This is a genomic window from Pseudomonas sp. LFS044 (assembly GCF_047978245.1).
Taxonomy (GTDB): Bacteria; Pseudomonadota; Gammaproteobacteria; order Pseudomonadales; family Pseudomonadaceae; genus Aquipseudomonas.
This window is the reverse complement of sequence record NZ_JBFPFX010000005.1, coordinates 96748-113369: the sequence shown is the minus strand read 5'-3', so window position 1 is coordinate 113369 and position 16622 is coordinate 96748. Positions and strand designations below refer to the sequence as shown.

The window sequence follows — 16622 nt, the reverse complement described above, 5'->3', positions numbered from 1 at the left end:
AAGCGGACCGGCGCTGCACCCACATGAGTAGGTACACCGCCAGCCCGCTTTTATTTACCGCTTGTAGCTTACGGTTCGAGCCTTACTGCGCGATAGTCTTCACCGACACGCCACGCTCAGCCGGCATGGAGGTACGCCCATACACGTCCTCGAAGCGCTCGATATCGTCTTCGCCCAGGTAGCTGCCGGACTGCACTTCGATGATTTCCAGCGGGATCTTGCCCGGGTTGCGCAGGCGGTGGACCGAGGCGATCGGGATGTAGGTCGACTGGTTCTCGGTAAGCAGGAACACATTCTCGTCGCAGGTCACCTCGGCCGTGCCGGACACCACGATCCAGTGCTCGGCTCGGTGGTGGTGCATCTGCAGCGACAGGCTGGCGCCCGGCTTGACGGTGATGTGCTTGACCTGGAAGCGGCCGCCCATGTCCACCGAGTCGTACGAGCCCCACGGGCGATACACTTCCAAGTGGTTCTGGGTTTCGCTGCGGCCTTGCTCGTCGAGGGTCTTGACCATCTGCTTGACGCCCTGGACCTTGTCCTTGTGGGCAATCATCATCGCGTCCTTGGTCTCGACCACGACGATGTTCTCCAGGCCGATCACCGACACCAGCTTGCCGTTGCCATGGATCATGCAGTTGCGGCTGTCCTGCACCACCACATCACCCTTGGTGACGTTGCCCTGGGCGTCCTTCTCGTGTACTTCCCACAGCGACGACCAGCAACCCACGTCGCTCCAGCCAGCCGACATCGGCACCACGCAGGCGCGCTGGGTCTTTTCCATCACCGCGTAGTCGATGGAGTTGTCCGGGCAGCAGGCGAAGGTGGCTTCGTCGATGCTCAGCACATCGCCGTCTTCGTCACTGCGCTCCAGGGCCAGCACGCAGGTGTCGTAGATGTCGGCGTCGTGTTTTTTCAGCTCTTCGAGGAAGCGGCTGGCGCGGAACAGGAACATGCCGCTGTTCCAGAAGTAGCCACCGGCGGCGACGAACTCGGCAGCGCGTTTTTCATCGGGCTTCTCGACAAACTGCGCGACCCGCGCCACGCCTTCGGGCAGCAGGGCGTCCTGGCTGGAGCGGATGTAGCCATAGCCGGTTTCAGGCTTGGTCGCCGGCACGCCGAACAGCACCATCTCGCCACGTTCTGCGGCCACGGTGGCCAGGGCCAGGGCGCGCTGCAGGGCTTTCTGGTCGTCGATCACGTGGTCGGCCGGCAGCACCAGCATCAAGTCATCGCGGCCTTCGTTGACCAGCTTCATGGCCGTCAGCGCCACGGCAGGTGCGGTGTTGCGGCCGAAGGGCTCCATCAGGATGCCCTGGGTTTCGAGCTTCAGCGCGGCCAACTGCTCCTGGACGATGAACTTGTGGTCCTTGTTGCAGACCACGATGGGTGCGTCCATGCCTTCGAACACCAGGCGCTCGATGGTCTGCTGGAACAGCGTGTGTTCACCGGTCAGCGCCAGGAACTGCTTGGGGAACTGCTTGCGCGACAGAGGCCACAGACGGGAACCGCTACCACCAGAAAGAATTACCGGGATCATGTTGTTTCTCCAATAAGGTCGTTAACGAGGCAGGGGATCAGTTGGTGGACACTGGGCGGGTAACCCAGACCGGCGACAGGCTGCTGCCGGAACCGGTGACGTACAGCACGGCAGCTTCGCCGCGCTCCAGAGCGACGGGTTTGACGTCGCTGACTTTCTTGTCGCCAGCAAACAGGGCCAGGTTGACCTTGACCGGGTTGATCTCACGCTCGCCACGGCCTTTGGCGGCTACCGGGGTGACCACTTCGGTCTTGCCGTCGGCGGTCTTCAGGGTCAGCGACTGGTCGCTGAGGTTCTGCACGCGCACCAGGGCTTTCTGTTTGTTCTTGAACGGTGGCTCTTCGATCAGTTGTGGGTTGCCGCTGGCGCTGTTGACCAGGGTGTAGTACTTGTCCGAGGCCAGCTTCACCGGCACGCTCTTGCCGCCCACCTGAGCGGTGTAGTCACCCCCTGGCAGGAAGCTGAAGTCGCTGCTGGCCTGGGCGCCGACCTGCTTGATCTGGGTGTTGCCAACCGAGGCGGCGGCCGGTGCGCTGGCGGCGTTGTACAGGCGCACGAAGGTCGAGCCTTTCGGCGCGGTCGGGCCATACAGCGCGGCATCGGCGCCGGCGAAGGCCTGCATCGAAGCAAGGGAAAGGCCGGCCGCGAGGGTGAGGGCTTTGGCAATGGAAGTTTTGGTAGTCATGTGCGTGTTCCTCTCTATCGTTCAGTGGTTCGTCCGGGTGGACGACAAGGCCAGGTTTTCTTCGGATTTACGGGAGTTCTTCAACTGCGCGATCCACTGCGGATCGAAGCTGCTGAGGTCGTTTTTCATTGGCAGATAACGTTCGGGGAATTCCCACACCACCACCTGTGGTGCGGCATTTTTGAAAGCATCGCTTTGCAGGTACTTGAGCATGGGCAGCAGCGGGCCATGGCCGTCTTCGGCGTAGTTGGCGACGTCGCTGTGCAGGGCCTGCTGCAGCGCGCCGAGGAAGTTCCAGTGCGGGTTGGCGCTGTAGCTGGTGCCCACCAGTGCGACCGGGATCTGGCTGTCGGCAAACAGCGCATCGCCTGCCTCGCCTTCGGTTTCGGCGGGGCGCGTGGTGCGTTGCTGCAGGTTGTCCGGCGTCGGCAGCAGGTTGCTGAACAGCGGGTCGAGCGGCAGGAAGTTGGTCAGGTCGCCCTTGTACGGCGCGGTGTCGCCGGCCTCGGTGATGAAGGCCTGAGGGTCGCCATTGAGCAGGCTCTGGCGGCTGACCGCCTCGGCCAACGCCTGTGCGGCGACTTCGGCGCCCATCGGCGTCCAGTGGGTATCGGTGCGCAGGAACACCTGGCCACGGGACTTGGCCTGCTCCATCGTTGCCATCAGGTCGGGGGCGAACACGTTGGCCTGACGGGCCTGGGCATGGAACTGGTTGTACAGGTCGTCATGCAGGCTGGCCGGCAGCTCTTTGCCAACGTACTCCGAGTAGACCCGCGCCTTCGCCGGCACGATCGCCAGCACCAGCTGGCTGCCGTGCTGCTGCAGGGTGTCGCGCACGCCACGGATCAGCGCCAGGTTTTCCTGCATCAGCTGGTCGGCACCGGCGGTGGGCTTGAATTCCTCATCGCTGAACAGCCACTGCTCGCGGCCCAGCACAACGCCCGGGCGGCCTTCGTTGAACAGCTTGAAGTCCAGCGCGGCCCAGAGGTTGGTGCCCAGGCGCTTGATCGGGAATTCAGCGTCGTAGTGGGTCTCGGCGGCCTTGGCCAGCTTGCCGTTGAGCACGGTCATCTGCTCGGTGCGCTGGAAGCTTTGCAGGCCACCTGTGGACCAGGCGCCCATGCCCACCAGCAGCCCGAGGAACGACAGGGAATAGGTGATACGTAATGTCCGGGTCATGGTCATCAACCTCAGAACTGGAAGTAAAGGAACGGCGAGTAGCTCTGCGCCGAAAGCTTGAGGATCGAGGCCACGAACAGCAGCAGGATCAGGGCGCGGGTCATTACCCGGGTCCAGTCCAGGCCAATCGAGCCGTCGGCGTTGATCTGCACCGGGGTCGCCTTGGGGGTCGGCTTGGCATTGCGGTAGAAGTCGCGCAGGCCAAAGAACGCCAGGGTGATGTAGGCGATCACCAGGGTGGCCACCTGCAGGCCGGTGAGCTGGGCGCGGTTGAGCTCCGACAGCTGCCATTCGCCGAAGCTGAACATGGCGCCGTACATGCGCCCGGCCACGTGCAGGTTCTCGGCGCGGAAGATCACCCAGCCGACGACTACGAGCAGGAAGGTGAAGGCCCATTTGACCGGGTTGAAGCGCTGCGGGTTGGTATCCAGGCCCAGCGCACGCTCGATGGCCAGCCACATGCCGTGCCAGGCGCCCCAGATGATGTAGGTGAAGTTGGCGCCGTGCCACAACCCGCCCAGCAGCATGGTCAGGAACAGGTTGCGGTAGGTGTTGAAGGTGCCTTTGCGGTTGCCGCCCAGGGTGATGTACAGGTAGTCGCGCAACCAGGTGGAAAGGCTGATGTGCCAGCGGCGCCAGAACTCGGTGATCGACTGGCTGATGTACGGCTGCTTGAAGTTCTCCATGAAGCGGAAGCCCATCATCAGGCCCAGGCCGATGGCCATGTCGCTGTAGCCGGAGAAGTCGAAGTACAGCTGCGCGGTGTAGGCCAGGGCGCCGAGCCAGGCGTCACCGGTGGTCGGGTTCTGCAGGGCGAAGCAATGGTCGGCAACCACCGCCAGGGTGTCGGCGATGAACACCTTCTTGATGAAGCCCTGCATGAAGCGGGTGCAGCCTTCGGAGAACTTGTCCAGGGTGTGGGTGCGGTTGTTGAACTGGTCGACCAGGTCTTTGAAGCGCAGCACGGGGCCGGCGATCAGGTGCGGGAAGATCGCCACGAACGCCGCGAAGTCGATCAGGTTGCGGGTGGCCGGGGTATCGCCGCGGTACACGTCGATGATGTAGCTGATCGACTCGAAGATGTAGAACGAGATACCGATCGGCAGCAGCACGTGGGTGAGGATGAACGGCTCAAGCCCGAACGAGGTGATGATCGCGTTGAGGCTGTCGATGCCGAAGTTGGCGTACTTGAAGTAGCCGAGGATCGCCAGGTCCACGCCCACGCCGAGCAGCAGCCAGCGCTGGGCGGGCTTGGTGCGCACCCCGGCGGCGCCAACTTTGAGGCCGATCCAGTAGTTCCACAGGGTCACGCCGGCGAACAGGGCGAGGAAGTCCACCCGCCACCAGGCGTAGAAGATGTAGCTGGCGACCAGCAGCAGCAGGTTGCGATAGCGTTGCCCGCTCAGGTAGTACAGGCCGAGAAATATCGGCAAGAACAGGAACAGGAACACGTTGGACGAGAAGACCATCCCGGTTCTCCTAATGGTTCACAGCATCCAGGGCAAAGCGCCCCCCAAACCCCCCACGCAAATGTGGCGGGCTACCTAGATCCCTGTAGGAGCTGGCTTGCCGGCGATGCAAGGCGACAGCCTTGCCCAGCGGTAGTCAGGGGCCGCTTCGCGGCCCATCGCCGGCAAGCCGGCTCCCACAGGGTTTTGCGTTATTTCTTCGAAGCCGCGCTCGGGTCGTAGACCCGGGTCAGGTTGCCGCCCAGCCTGAAGCTGTCGAACGGCTGCATCCCGTGCTTGCGCTGCAGCGTGTCGCCGACGCACTGGTACAGCGCGCACCAGGGCTCGAGCCAGGCGTACTTGCTGTCGACCTTGAGGTCTTTCATGTCCTGTTTTTCACCGGCGCGTTCAGCGAAGTAGCGTGGGTCGCGCGCGCCGTACAGCACGCCTTCGCCCAGGCGCTGCAAGGCGAAGTTGTTTTCGCTGCGCAGGTCCACGTCATTGGCCTTGGCAAAGCTTGCGATCATCGCCAGCGGCGGCAGGGCGTAGTTGTGGTAGGCCAGGGCGCGTTGCTTGCGCTTGATTTCGTTGGGCAGGAAGCCTTGGTCGTCGATCTGGTTGGCGCCGACTTTGTATTCCTTCACCGCCCAGTCGAACAGGTCGCGGCGGTCGGTGGCCACGGCGGTGGCCATCACCGACCAGGCCGCCCAATAGCTGTGGTTGTTGATCTTGGCCAGCGGCAGGTTGCTCCAGTCGCGCACGGTTTGCTCGGCGAGGCGGGCGAACCATTTCTCGACCAGCTCGGCCTCGGCCTGGTGCGCGGCCAGCGGCTGCGAGTTGGAGAATTTCAGGCGCAACCACGAACCACTCATGCTGCCCAGCGCCCATTTGCGCATGGACTTGCCGGTGTGGTTGTAGTTGGTCGACATCAGCGCATCGGCGCGTGCCCAGGTGCCCAGCCAGGTCAGGGTGCAGTCGAGCTGCGCCGGGCGGCCGTCACGCATGTACTGGTTGACCATCTTGGCGACGCCGCGCTCAAGGGTGGTGATGTCCTTGGTGGAGTCGCGGAAGGCCTGTTCCGAGTCCAGGTTCAGGGTGGCCCGGGCCTTGTCCGAGCCTTCGTACTTGCTGCGGAACTGCAGCGCGCCGGTATACGGCTTGGGCGGCGCTTCGCAACGGAAGTTGCCGTCGCTGGTCTTGAGCTTTTCGATCCCCTCGTAGTAACCCTGGGGTGGTACCAGCGCAGCATGCGCGGCACCGCCAAACAGGGCCAGCGTGAGCAGGGCGGGGCTGAAGGTTCGCTTGAGCATGGTCATGGGTCGCCTCACTGGCCGGCTTGCGCGGTGTGCGCGGGCACGGCGAAGTTGTTGCGTTTGCAGAGCTTGGCTTCGACTTTCTGGGTGCCTTTTTCCGGCCCCTGGACTTCCAGTGCCAGCAGGTTCTGGCTCGCCCAGTCCTCGTCTTCACGCATCTGGAAGACGAAGCGGCCGTCGGTGTCGGAGGTTTCCGGCTTCTCCAGCTTGATGTCCTCGTGGCGGCCGTTGAGGTACCAGAGGGTCGCCTGCAGCACCTTCACCGACGGGTCTTCGAACTTGATGTCCATCTGCAGGTTGCGGTTGATCAGGTCTTTGATCACGCCGCCCTTGCCGTTGACCATCAGCTCGTTCTTGCCGGGCTTGAGGGTGCTGCTGGCGCTCATCAGTGCCGGGCGCGCGTCACAGCCATCGTCGAGCAGGCCGAGGATCTGCCGCCAGATGGTTTCCTGGTCCAGGCGATACAGCGGCGAGAATTCCCAGATGAGGATCTTCGGCGGGTTGTTCTGGAACTCTTCGCTGCCCAGGTACTGGATCATCGAGCCCTCCAGGCCGCCACCGGGGAAGGCGACGTTGAGCACGTCGGCACCGATGTACTGCTCCAGGAAACCCGAGAAGTTGTAGTTCTTGCCGCTGTGGCTGGTGCCGACCAGGGTGATCTGCGCGTTGCCGCCGTCACCGAACAGGTCGTCGCCACCGCCGCTCGAGCCTTTCGGCTCGGTGGCGAACTGGTCCATGTACTGCACCGCGTAGCTGGTGCCGCACAGCTGCCCGGCAACGTTGTGCAGGGTGCCGGTCTTGCCCATGCGCCCGGACTTCTGGGTTTCGAATTCCTTGCGCGGGATGCCCTCGAAGGCCGGCATCTTGTGCACGGTATCGGCCACGATCCTGGCGGCACGTTCGGCACCGTATGGCGTCCAGTGCTGGTCGCCACGGAAGTAGAAGTCCTTGCCCTGGTCGGCGGCGGCCAACTGCTCGTTGGTCAGCGGCGACAGGTCGGGCACGTTGTAGCCCATGCTGGCGAAGCGCTTGAGCATGGCCTGGTAGTTGCCCAGTGCCTTCTGGTAATCGAACGCGGCTTTTTCGGCCGGCTTGAGCATGTTGCGGTTCACCAGGCCACGGGTCGGCTGGTAGACCACGACCAGTTCCACGCCGCGCTTCTTGAACGCGTCGTGCACTTGCTGCAGGCGTTTGTAGCCGGCCGGGGTGGTGTTGAACTCGGTGCGCAGGTCTTCGCGGGTACGGAACAGCCAGTCGCCCTGGGCCTGCACCAGCGTGGTGAAGTTCTGCTGGTAACGCGTGGTGTAGCGGCTGGCGTCATGCGCCTCGGGGCACAGCTGGCAGCAGGGCTCGGCGGTGAAGGTCGGGGCCTTCACTTCGTCGGCGCGTACGCCCTGGCTGATGGCCAGAAGGGCGGCGGACAGGCCCAGCAGTTTGATCAGGTGTGGGGTCATGGTCTGGGCTTCCTTAATCGATCATTTCGGTCTGGCGTTCGACCGGGTCGATCAGCACGGCCTTCTGCTGGCGCACCAGCAGGTCGAGGATTTCGTCCTGGCGCTCGCCGAGGATGCCGTTGAGGCTGATGCCGTTGGCTTTGCGCGGGGCGAGCATGGAGACGTTGTACAGCTCGACCGACAGCGGCGAGTCGATGGACAGGGGCCCGGAGCCGTTGGCCGCCAGTTCGCCGCCGACCACGATCAGCGAGACCTTGGTGTCGAACGGGTCGAGGTCGATGTCGCGGTCGGTATCCGACAGGTCCTTGATGTGCCCGTACACACCCACCAGGCCGTTGGCCATGGCAACGTTTTCGTACAGGCGGATGTTCACGCTGTTGCGCACCCGGATGCCGTGGCGGCGGTTGTTGATCAGCTTGTTGCCCCAGATCAGGTTGTCGCCGCTTTCGTACAAGGTGATGCCGTCGGTGTGGTTGCGGTAGATCTCGTTGTAGGCGATCAGGTTGTTCACGCTGTTACGGTCGATCACCACGCCGGAGAGCTTGTTGTCGTAGCTCTTGTTGTTGATGATCCAGCTGTCGTTGACCTCACGCGAGACGATGATCCCGTGCTTTTTCTTGGTGCCGTACACCGTGTTGCCGGCGATGATCAGGCGGTGCGAACGGTCATGCGGGTCGATGCCGTAGACGATGTTGTCGCGGTAGGTGTTGTCCTTGACCACGAAGTCCTGCGTCTCGTAGCAGTAGAAGCCGTACCACATGTCGCTGAATTCCGAGCCGATGATCCAGCCGGTGGGTTCCGGGCGGCCCATGCGCTTGGCCATGTTCGGCGTGTACTGCGAGATGCTCACGCCGTAAGACTTGGACTTGGCATAGCCGAAGCTGGCCATCCTGGTATTGACGATGTAAGTCTCGGTGCCGCCCCACGACAGCAGGAACGGGCGGAATTCCTGGGGCGAGCGGAAGGTCGCCGGCCCTTTGTCCTTTTCGCGCCAGCCGGTGACCTGGGTGTCAGTGACGAACAACTTGCCGTCGTTGACCAGGAACGCGCCGCCTTCCTGCGACAGGCGCAGTTGCTTGACCTTGCCGTCGATCTCGAGGATGCCCTTCTGCCCGACCACGATCGGCAGGCGCGCCAGGTACACGCCCGGCTCGACTTCGCTGAGGTACTGCTTGGGCACCTTCTTGCTCAGTTCCACCAGGTCGACATGGCCGTCGTCGACGAAGATCGCCTGGGGAATGCCATGCTGGCGCTGCACCCACTCGGCGGCCTTGTTGTCACCGCCGATGAACTCCTTCAGCGACTCTTCCTGCAGCATGCGGCGCACGCTGACCTTGCCCTTGTGGCGGCGGTCGATCTTCTTCTGCACGGCCTCAGCGGTGTAGCCGCTGAGGTCGGGCAGCTTGGGCGGATCCATGTGCAGCGGCTCGATCGGCGCGCTGGCCACGGTGTAGGTCTTGGCCTGCTGCAGTTCCTTGGCGACAACCGCAGGTTCTGCGGCGACGGCGAGGCCCGAGGCCAACAGCAGTGCGCTGGCCAGGAGGCTGTGACGGATGTGCGGGTGAAGGTTCATTGCAGGTCCTCTCCCGGCCTTAGAAGCGCCAGATAACGTCGACGAAGGCACGGTGCATGTACGAATCCGCTTCCTTGCCATAGGCATCGCCCGGCTTGAACACACCGGCGCGCAGGCGCACCAGCGCGGACGGCTCGTCGATCGCCTGGCTCATCGAGGCTGGCAGCAGGCCTTGCTTGAAGTACTTGGTGACGACCACGTCCATTTCCTGGCCGAGGTCTTTTTCGCCGTTGATCAGCGGGCGGCTCACGCCGTTGTCGTTGACCGCCGCGTTGATGCCGCTGGAGCCGATGTTCTGCGAGCCGTCGACACGCCAGAACTTGTGGTAGATGAAGCTGGCGTCGTAGTCGTCGCGCAGCTGCCAGGAGGCGAACAGGGTGGCGGCCTGCAGGTTGCCCAGCTCGCCACGGAAGGCTTCGCCGAAGCGGTGCACGCGCGAACGGGTGCCGGTGAAGTTGGAGCGGTTGCTCTCAAGGCCGGTCTGCTCGAAGTTGTTCGAACCGTCGTCGCCACCGCCGCCGCTGCCACGGGCGTAGGCCGCGCCGACCTGCCAGTTGGGGTCCAGGCGCAGGCGGATACCGAGGTCGGTGGCCCAGGCGTTGACGTCGCCGCTCTGTTTGCCGGTGGCCACCTGGTCGTCGCCCACCTGTTGGCTGCTGAGCTTGTCGCGGTCACCGGTCAGCCAGGTCAGGCTGCCCCAGTAGTTGACGGTGTGGTCGTTGCGCCAGTTGTAGGCGTCGCTGTTGGCTTCCAGGCCCAGCCAGGTGAGGTCGCCGGTGCGGGTCTTGTCGAGCGCATCGATGGTCTCGCCCGGGCTCTTCAGGCTGCCGCTGTCATGGGTGTGGTGGGCCCGCACGCCAACCCAGTGGCCGGGTGTCCATTGCGTGGCGACGTTACCGTAGATATGCGTGCGGTCCTTGTCTTCCGGCGCCAGTTCGGTGAGGTCGGTGCGGTATTCGCTGAAGCGCTGGGCCACGCCCAGGTCGGCCTTGAGCAGGGTGGTGTCGAAGGTCCAGTTGAGTGCTTCGATGTTGGTGTCGCGCCACATGCCGTCGTCGCTGCGCAGGCGCTGGCGACCCAGGCGCAGTTGCTCGCCGGGGTATTGGGTGAGGCCGCTGTAGCCAACCCAGAACTCGCGCATGGCCAGGTAGCTTTTGTCTGGCTTGCGGCTGTCATCACCGGTGTCGGTGGTGGTGCCGTCGTCGTTCTGGCGCAGGGTGTCGGTTTCGATGGTGTCGGTGGCGGCCACTGCCTGGCCCATGGCGTAGGCGCTCCAGTTGCCGCGCTCGCCATACACCCACGGACGTAGGTCGAGGCCCAGGCCATTGACGTCACCGCCGGAGCGGGTGCCCAGGTCGCGATCGTCTTCGGACTGGCCGGTGATCTTCACGTCCAGGCCGAAGTTTTTCTGCGCCGTCATGTCGGCCAGGGTCGGGCAGGACCACAGCAGGGCGAAGCTCAGGCCGATGCCGGCTTTCACGAAGGGATTGAGCGTCATAGCGAGTCCTCACCGTCTACGTCTTTTTCGTCGTCTTGCAAGGCCTCGATGGCCAGGGTGCTGGTGCCGCCCTGGACCATGCTGCCGCGTGCCTGTTTTTCCTGCGCCAACAGGCTCTGGGCCTGGCTGCGCTGGTCAGGCGTCAGTTGCTGGTCGAGTTGCTGCAGCAGTTCGGCGGACTGTGGCGTCGGGTTGGCCTGCGACAGTTGCGCGAACACCCAGGCGTTGCCCGGTTGCGGGCGGATGCCGTGGCCTTCGCTGAACAGCTGGGCGAGGGCGTAGTCGGCGCTGTTCTGGCCACCACGGGCGGCGCTGAGCAGGTGATCCACAGCCTTCTGGGGTTCGACTTCGCCCAGGTAGCCACGGCGGTACAGCTGGCCGAGGTAGTAGTGGGCGCTGACTTCGCCGGCGTCGGCGGCAGCCTGCAGGTGCTGCTGGGCTTTTTCGGCATCGGCCGGTACGGTCTTGCCTTCGTAATACAGGCGGCCCAACAGCAGTTCGGCGCGGGGCTGTTCGGCTGCGCGGCCCTTGTCGATGTAGGCCATCAGCTGGTCGGTGTCGCCCAGCTCGGGGAAGTCGTAGACCAGCTGCGCCAGGCTTACCCAGGAAGCCGGGTTGGCCGGGGCAACCTGCTCCAGCAGCGCCTTGGCGGTTTTCTCGTCGGTCTGGCCGAGGCTGCGGTCGGCCAGCACGCGGGCAACGTTGTCGACGCGGGTAGCCGGTACGGTGCCGCGGGCATAGGCGGATTTCAGCTGTTGCAGCAACGCTGCCTGCTGGTCTGCCTGGCCACGCTTCTGGTAGACGGTGGCCAGTTCCGCGTAGCACACGTCCATGGTGTCCAGGGCTTGCTTGCAGAGCTTCTCGACGTTGTCGAGGTTCTGATCGTACGTGCCTTGGGTGCGATACAGCAGGATCTGCGCCAGGCCCGCTTCCGGGTAGCCGGCGGCCTGCCACTGATCGATCTGCTGCTGGGCGTTGACCTTGGGGAAGCTCTGCGGGTACAGCAGGTAGAGCATCGCCAGTGGGATCAGGGTTTTCTGTTCGCCCTGTTGTGCCGCGAGCTTGAGCAATGTCTCGGCTTCTTCGCGCTCGGCCTGGGTGCTGTTGGGCTTGGCCACCAGCAGGCGACCAAGGCGCACCTGGGCACGGGGAGAGGTGGCGGCGGCGGCGCGGTAGGTCGCCTCGGCTTCCTTGAACTGCTCTGGGTCGCCCGTGGAGACCTTGATATCGGCCAGCCCCACCTGCGCGTCGCTGTAGCCCAGGTCGGCCAGGGCCTTGTAGTTGCGCTCGGCCAGCGCCGTGTCACCGCGCTTCAGGGCTTCGTTGGCCAGGCGCTGGTCGGGCAGGCCCGCACAGCCGGCCAGCGTGATGGCTGCAGCCAGGGCGCACATTCCAAGGTTCACTCGGACCCTGTGGGAGCCGGCAAGTCGGCTCCCACAGGTATCGGGTTGTCTGCTAGTCATCGGCTTGTCCTCTTACAGACCACGGGCCGCGGCTTTGTCGATCAGCCAGTTGAGCGATGGGCCGCGGTCGCTGTTGACCGAAGCCGGGCGCCCGGCGAGTTCTGCTGGCAGGCCGCTGTCAGGCTTGATCTGGACACGGATGTCGGAGGCCAGGTCTTCGCTGTTGAGGCTGGCGCTGCTGACGATCTGGCCGGTGCGCACTTCGTCTTCGCCGGCCACCTGGAAGTTGACCCGGGTACCTGGCTTGACCTCGTCGAACTGGCGGTAGCTGAAGCGCGCTTCGACCATCGGGTTGGTGGTACGCGGGATCAGCTGGAAGATCGGCTGGCCCTTGGCGGCGTACTGGCCATCGTCCACCAGCTGGCGGGCGACCACGCAATCGCATGGGCTGGTGAGGGTGCCGGAAAGCTGCTTGCCGAACAGTTCCTCGACCTTGGCCGGCTCCAGCTGCGAGTCGTCCAGGTGGCCTTTGAGCATGTCCAGCATGCTGGTGCTGAAGCTTGCCAGCGGCGCGCCTTTGACCACTTGGCCGCCGGCCTGGACCAAACTGTTCACGGTGCCGTCACGCGGCATGGTGACGCTGGTGGTCGGTACTGCGACCACGCCGGCCTCGGCATGGCTGATGAAGTACATGCCATACAGCGACTTGGCGACGAAGCCGAAGGCGGCAACGCCGACCACGAACACGCCGAGGGTAACGGTCACTGCCTTGAAGCGGCCGAAGGCGGACAGCCCAGAGCCGCCGTCTTTCTGCTTGCGCGCCTTGGTGAAGTTGTCGCGCTGCAGGGTGCTGAGCACATCGCCCACGCTGATCAGTTCACCCGACAGGTGACTGGTGATGATGTGGCGCAGGGTAGCGATGTCGCGCGGTTCTAGGTTCTGGAACTGCGCACCGGTACGGCCGGTGCTCGGGTTGCAGGAGCGCACCTGGAACTCGATGTCCATCGACAGCCCGAGGTTGTCGACCACGAACTGCAAGCGCCCGCGCAGCACCTGGCCGACCTGCAGCGGCTGCTTGGCATGGAAGCTCAAGCCGCCAGCAGACAGGTCATCGACCTTGACCTCATGGGTTTGGCGTTCGCCATCCAGGTAGCGCAGCTTGGCCGGGATGCGCACCCGGGCGTGTTGGCGCTGGGCTTCGGACTCATGCACGACATTGACGTTCACGGCGGTATTCATGGTGGTTTGTTCCTGTTAATCCGATCCGGGTTGGGCTCACACGACCATGAACAGCACAGCGACGAAGATGCTGGCTGCCGAGAAGGTCATGGTCCGCGAGGACCAGGTGTTGAACCATTGTTGAAAACTGGCGAGATCACGTTTGAGGGCAGTGGGCTGGCGGGTCCAGGACTGCTTGTCGAGGCGGAAGAACACGTAGATCTTCATCATTGCGCCGACGATCTGGTTGTAATAGAGGATCAGCGGGTAGGCCGGGCCGACGTTGTGGCCCGAGCACAGCAGCATGATGGTGAGGATCAGGCGGGTAATGCCGATCCACAGCAGGTACACCAGCAGGAAACCGAGGCCGAACTTGAGGCTGGCGATCACCGCCACGGTCAGGCCCAGCAGGCTGGTCCACATCGATACACGCTGGTCGAACAGCACGATGCTGGTGAACAGCCCCAGGCGCCCCAGGCCCAGGCCGAGCGCGCGGGAGTTCTGCCGCAGGTTGTTGCCGTACCAGCGGTACATCAGCTTGCGGCTGGCCTTGAGGAAGCTTTTTTCCGGCGGGTGCTCGACCGTGTTGATGGCTGCGTCCGGCACGTAGAAGGTGTCGTAGCCCAGGCGCATCAGGCTGAACCAGCTGGACTTGTCGTCACCGGTGAGGAACTTGAAGCGGCCCAGGCGCCAGTGCATCAGCGAGTCGCTTTCGACGTCGGCGATGAACTCGGGGTTGGTCACCACGCTGGCGCGGAACATCGACATGCGCCCGGTCATGGTCAGCACGCGTTTGCTCAGTGCCATCGAGCACATGTTGATGTGGCGCTGGGCGAAGCGCAGCTTGTGCCACTCGCTCATGATGTAGCCGCCGCGTACTTCGCAGAATTCGTTGGTAGTCAGGCCACCCACGTTGGGGTACAGCTTGAACCATGGGACGGTCTTGCGGACCACGCCTTCGGCCAGCACGGTGTCGCCGTCGATGACCGCGACCACGGCGTTCTCGTCCGGCAGCATCCGCGAGATGGCGCGAAAGCCGTAGGCCAGGCCGTCACGCTTGCCGGTGCCGGCGATGCGCACGATGTCGAGTTTGACGTGTGCCGGCGGGTTGTACTTGGCCCACAGGCTTTTCACCAGCAGCTCATCGGACATCTCAACCAGCGAGCAGACCACGGTGGTCGGGTAGCCGCAGTCGATCGCCTCGCGGATTACCGAGCTGTAAACCTGGGCGGTGGTCAGCGCTTCGATACGAAAGCTGGTGACCATCAGGTACACGTGCGACGGGTCGGCTGCCGCGCCCATCTTCTGCACCTTGCGGCGCAGGTACGGGTAGACACCGTAAAGGAAGATCATGCCGCGAATGAAATGGGTGGCGCCCATGGAGTAGCGCCAGATGCCGACTGCGCCGACCAGGAAGATGAAGTGCTTCGACTGCGAGTCGAAGATATCGGCCGGCAGGGCCAGGGCGATCAACATGAGCAGGCTCATGTAGAGCAACCAACCGGCGCACTGCAACAGCACTGTCTGGAGCCTTTGCATGTTCAGCATCCGTGGAGAATTCTTGGGGGATGGGCAGCGCAGAGGCTCTGTGCAGAGCGCCCTGCGTTGCCCGGCCGAGGGCTTACCAGCAAATGCCTTCGGTACGGCTGGTGGTGCAGGTCGGTTTGCTCATGAAGCCGACCAGGTCGATCACTTGCTTGCCGTCCGGAGCCTGCTGGGCAAGGGCGCGGAACTGCTCGTCGCGGTTACCCAGGACGATGATGTCGGCGTTGTCGATGACCTGCTGGAAGTTGGCGTTGAGCAGCGACGACACGTGCGGGATCTTCGACTCGATGTACTCTTTGTTCGCACCGTGAACACGGGCGTACTCGACGTTCTCGTCGTAGATGTCCAGCTGGTAGCCCTTGCCGATCAGGCGCTCGGCCAGTTCCACCAGGGGGCTTTCACGCAGGTCGTCGGTGCCGGCCTTGAAGCTCAGGCCGAGCAAGGCGACCTTGCGCTTGTCGTGGGCTTCGATCAGTTCGAAGGCGTTCTGCACCTGCGACTCGTTGCTGCGCATCAGCGAATCGAGCAGCGGTGCCCGTACGTCGAGGCTGGAGGCGCGGTAGGTGAGGGCGCGCACGTCCTTGGGCAGGCAGGAGCCGCCGAAGGCGAAGCCTGGGCGCATGTAGTACTGCGACAGGTTCAGTACTTTGTCCTGGCAGACCACGTCCATCACGTCGCGGCCATCGACACCGACAGCCTTGGCGATGTTGCCGATTTCGTTGGCGAAGGTGACCTTGGTGGCGTGCCACACGTTGCAGGTGTACTTGATCATCTCGGCCACTTCGATCGGCTTGCGGATGACCGGTGCGTCGAGTTCTTCGTACAGGCTCTGCAGCACGTCGCCGCTGGCGGTGTCCAGCTCGCCGATGACGGTCATCGGTGGGTGGTCGTAGTCCTTGATCGCGGTGCTTTCACGCAGGAACTCAGGGTTGACCGCAACGCCGAAGTCGACGCCGGCTTTCTTGCCCGAGCAGTCTTCGAGGATCGGGATGACCACGTTCTTCACGGTGCCAGGCAGCACGGTGCTGCGCACTACGATGGTGTGGCGGCGGGTGGTGTCGCGCAGGACATAACCGATTTCGCGGCACACCGACTCGATGTATTCCAGGCCCAGGTCGCCGTTTTTCTTGCTGGGGGTACCGACGCAGATCATCGACACGTCGCTGGCGCGGATGGCCTCGGCGAAGTCGGTGGTGCCACGCAGGCGGCCATTGGCGATGCCTTGCTGCAGCAGTGCTTCCAGGCCAGGTTCGACAATGGGCGACTTGCCCTGATTGATCAGGTCGATCTTGGTGCTGGACACGTCCACACCGATCACGTCATGGCCTCGCGCCGTCAGGCAGCCTGCACAGACCGCACCCACATAACCCAAACCAAAGATGCTGATACGCATCGCTATCACCTCATGTGTTTATCACGTCAGCTCTTCCGGGAAGAGCCGGACTGGGTTGATTAACATCAGTTTCAGGGCGCACGGATCCCTGGCGAATGCACACTTCACCGAGCGCAGGCATGAATAAATCCGGAGCGCAAAAAGTTATGCACTCAAAGTTGGCAGTTAAAGGCCAGTAATTAAAAGGCGTGCCCTGAAATGCAGCCGTCTTTATTGCAAAGCGCTACGTGGCGCCCTGCTGTGCTTGTTTTTTCAAGTGGATAAATCCTTTGAAATCAACCACTAGGACGAGTTTAAAGGGGCGCGGCTCTCCTGCATGGACAGGGCGTTCAGGGGAACCTGTGGCACCTGTCGAAGTTTCTGGGGCGGGCGTTTG

The 16622-nt window shown here is 63.5% G+C and carries 12 protein-coding genes; all 12 read right to left on the bottom strand.

Annotated elements, in window-relative coordinates:
• Positions 1-82: 82 nt before the first annotated feature.
• The gene (locus ACNQPL_RS05820; protein ID WP_346615595.1) at positions 83-1537 is read right to left on the bottom strand and encodes a mannose-1-phosphate guanylyltransferase/mannose-6-phosphate isomerase; all 1455 of its coding nucleotides are present in this window, start codon (positions 1535-1537) and stop codon (positions 83-85) included.
• A 37-nt stretch (positions 1538-1574) separates the two neighbouring features.
• A complete protein-coding gene (locus ACNQPL_RS05815; protein WP_346615594.1) occupies positions 1575-2222 on the bottom strand; it encodes an alginate O-acetyltransferase AlgF in 648 nt (215 codons plus the stop codon).
• Between the two features lie 21 nt (positions 2223-2243).
• Positions 2244-3401, bottom strand: a complete 1158-nt coding sequence (locus tag ACNQPL_RS05810; protein ID WP_416466185.1) for an alginate O-acetyltransferase — start codon at positions 3399-3401, stop codon at positions 2244-2246.
• Between the two features lie 11 nt (positions 3402-3412).
• A complete protein-coding gene (locus ACNQPL_RS05805; protein ID WP_346615592.1) occupies positions 3413-4870 on the bottom strand; it encodes an MBOAT family O-acyltransferase in 1458 nt (485 codons plus the stop codon).
• Between the two features lie 191 nt (positions 4871-5061).
• Entirely contained in the window at positions 5062-6165 is a 1104-nt protein-coding gene (locus ACNQPL_RS05800; RefSeq protein WP_346615591.1) for a mannuronate-specific alginate lyase, read from the bottom strand.
• 8 nt (positions 6166-6173) lie between these two features.
• Positions 6174-7616, bottom strand: coding sequence for an alginate O-acetyltransferase (locus ACNQPL_RS05795; protein WP_416466184.1), 1443 nt, complete (start codon positions 7614-7616; stop codon positions 6174-6176).
• A 13-nt stretch (positions 7617-7629) separates the two neighbouring features.
• Positions 7630-9189: a mannuronan 5-epimerase AlgG gene (gene algG, locus ACNQPL_RS05790; protein WP_346615589.1), complete on the bottom strand. Its 1560-nt coding sequence runs from the start codon at positions 9187-9189 to the stop codon at positions 7630-7632.
• Positions 9190-9208: 19 nt separating this feature from the next.
• Complete coding sequence (locus ACNQPL_RS05785) at positions 9209-10687, bottom strand: alginate export family protein (protein ID WP_416466183.1); 1479 nt, start codon at positions 10685-10687, stop codon at positions 9209-9211.
• A complete protein-coding gene (gene algK / locus ACNQPL_RS05780; protein ID WP_416466182.1) occupies positions 10684-12150 on the bottom strand; it encodes an alginate biosynthesis TPR repeat lipoprotein AlgK in 1467 nt (488 codons plus the stop codon). Before algK ends, ACNQPL_RS05785 begins: the two co-directional genes overlap by 4 nt.
• Positions 12151-12162: 12 nt before the next feature.
• On the bottom strand, positions 12163-13329 hold the full coding sequence (locus ACNQPL_RS05775) for a PilZ domain-containing protein (RefSeq protein WP_346615586.1): 1167 nt from the start codon (positions 13327-13329) through the stop codon (positions 12163-12165).
• Positions 13330-13365: 36 nt separating this feature from the next.
• A complete protein-coding gene (locus ACNQPL_RS05770; protein WP_346615585.1) occupies positions 13366-14847 on the bottom strand; it encodes a glycosyltransferase family 2 protein in 1482 nt (493 codons plus the stop codon).
• Positions 14848-14929: 82 nt separating this feature from the next.
• Complete coding sequence (locus ACNQPL_RS05765; RefSeq protein WP_387525823.1) at positions 14930-16246, bottom strand: nucleotide sugar dehydrogenase; 1317 nt, start codon at positions 16244-16246, stop codon at positions 14930-14932.
• Positions 16247-16622 lie beyond the last annotated feature (376 nt).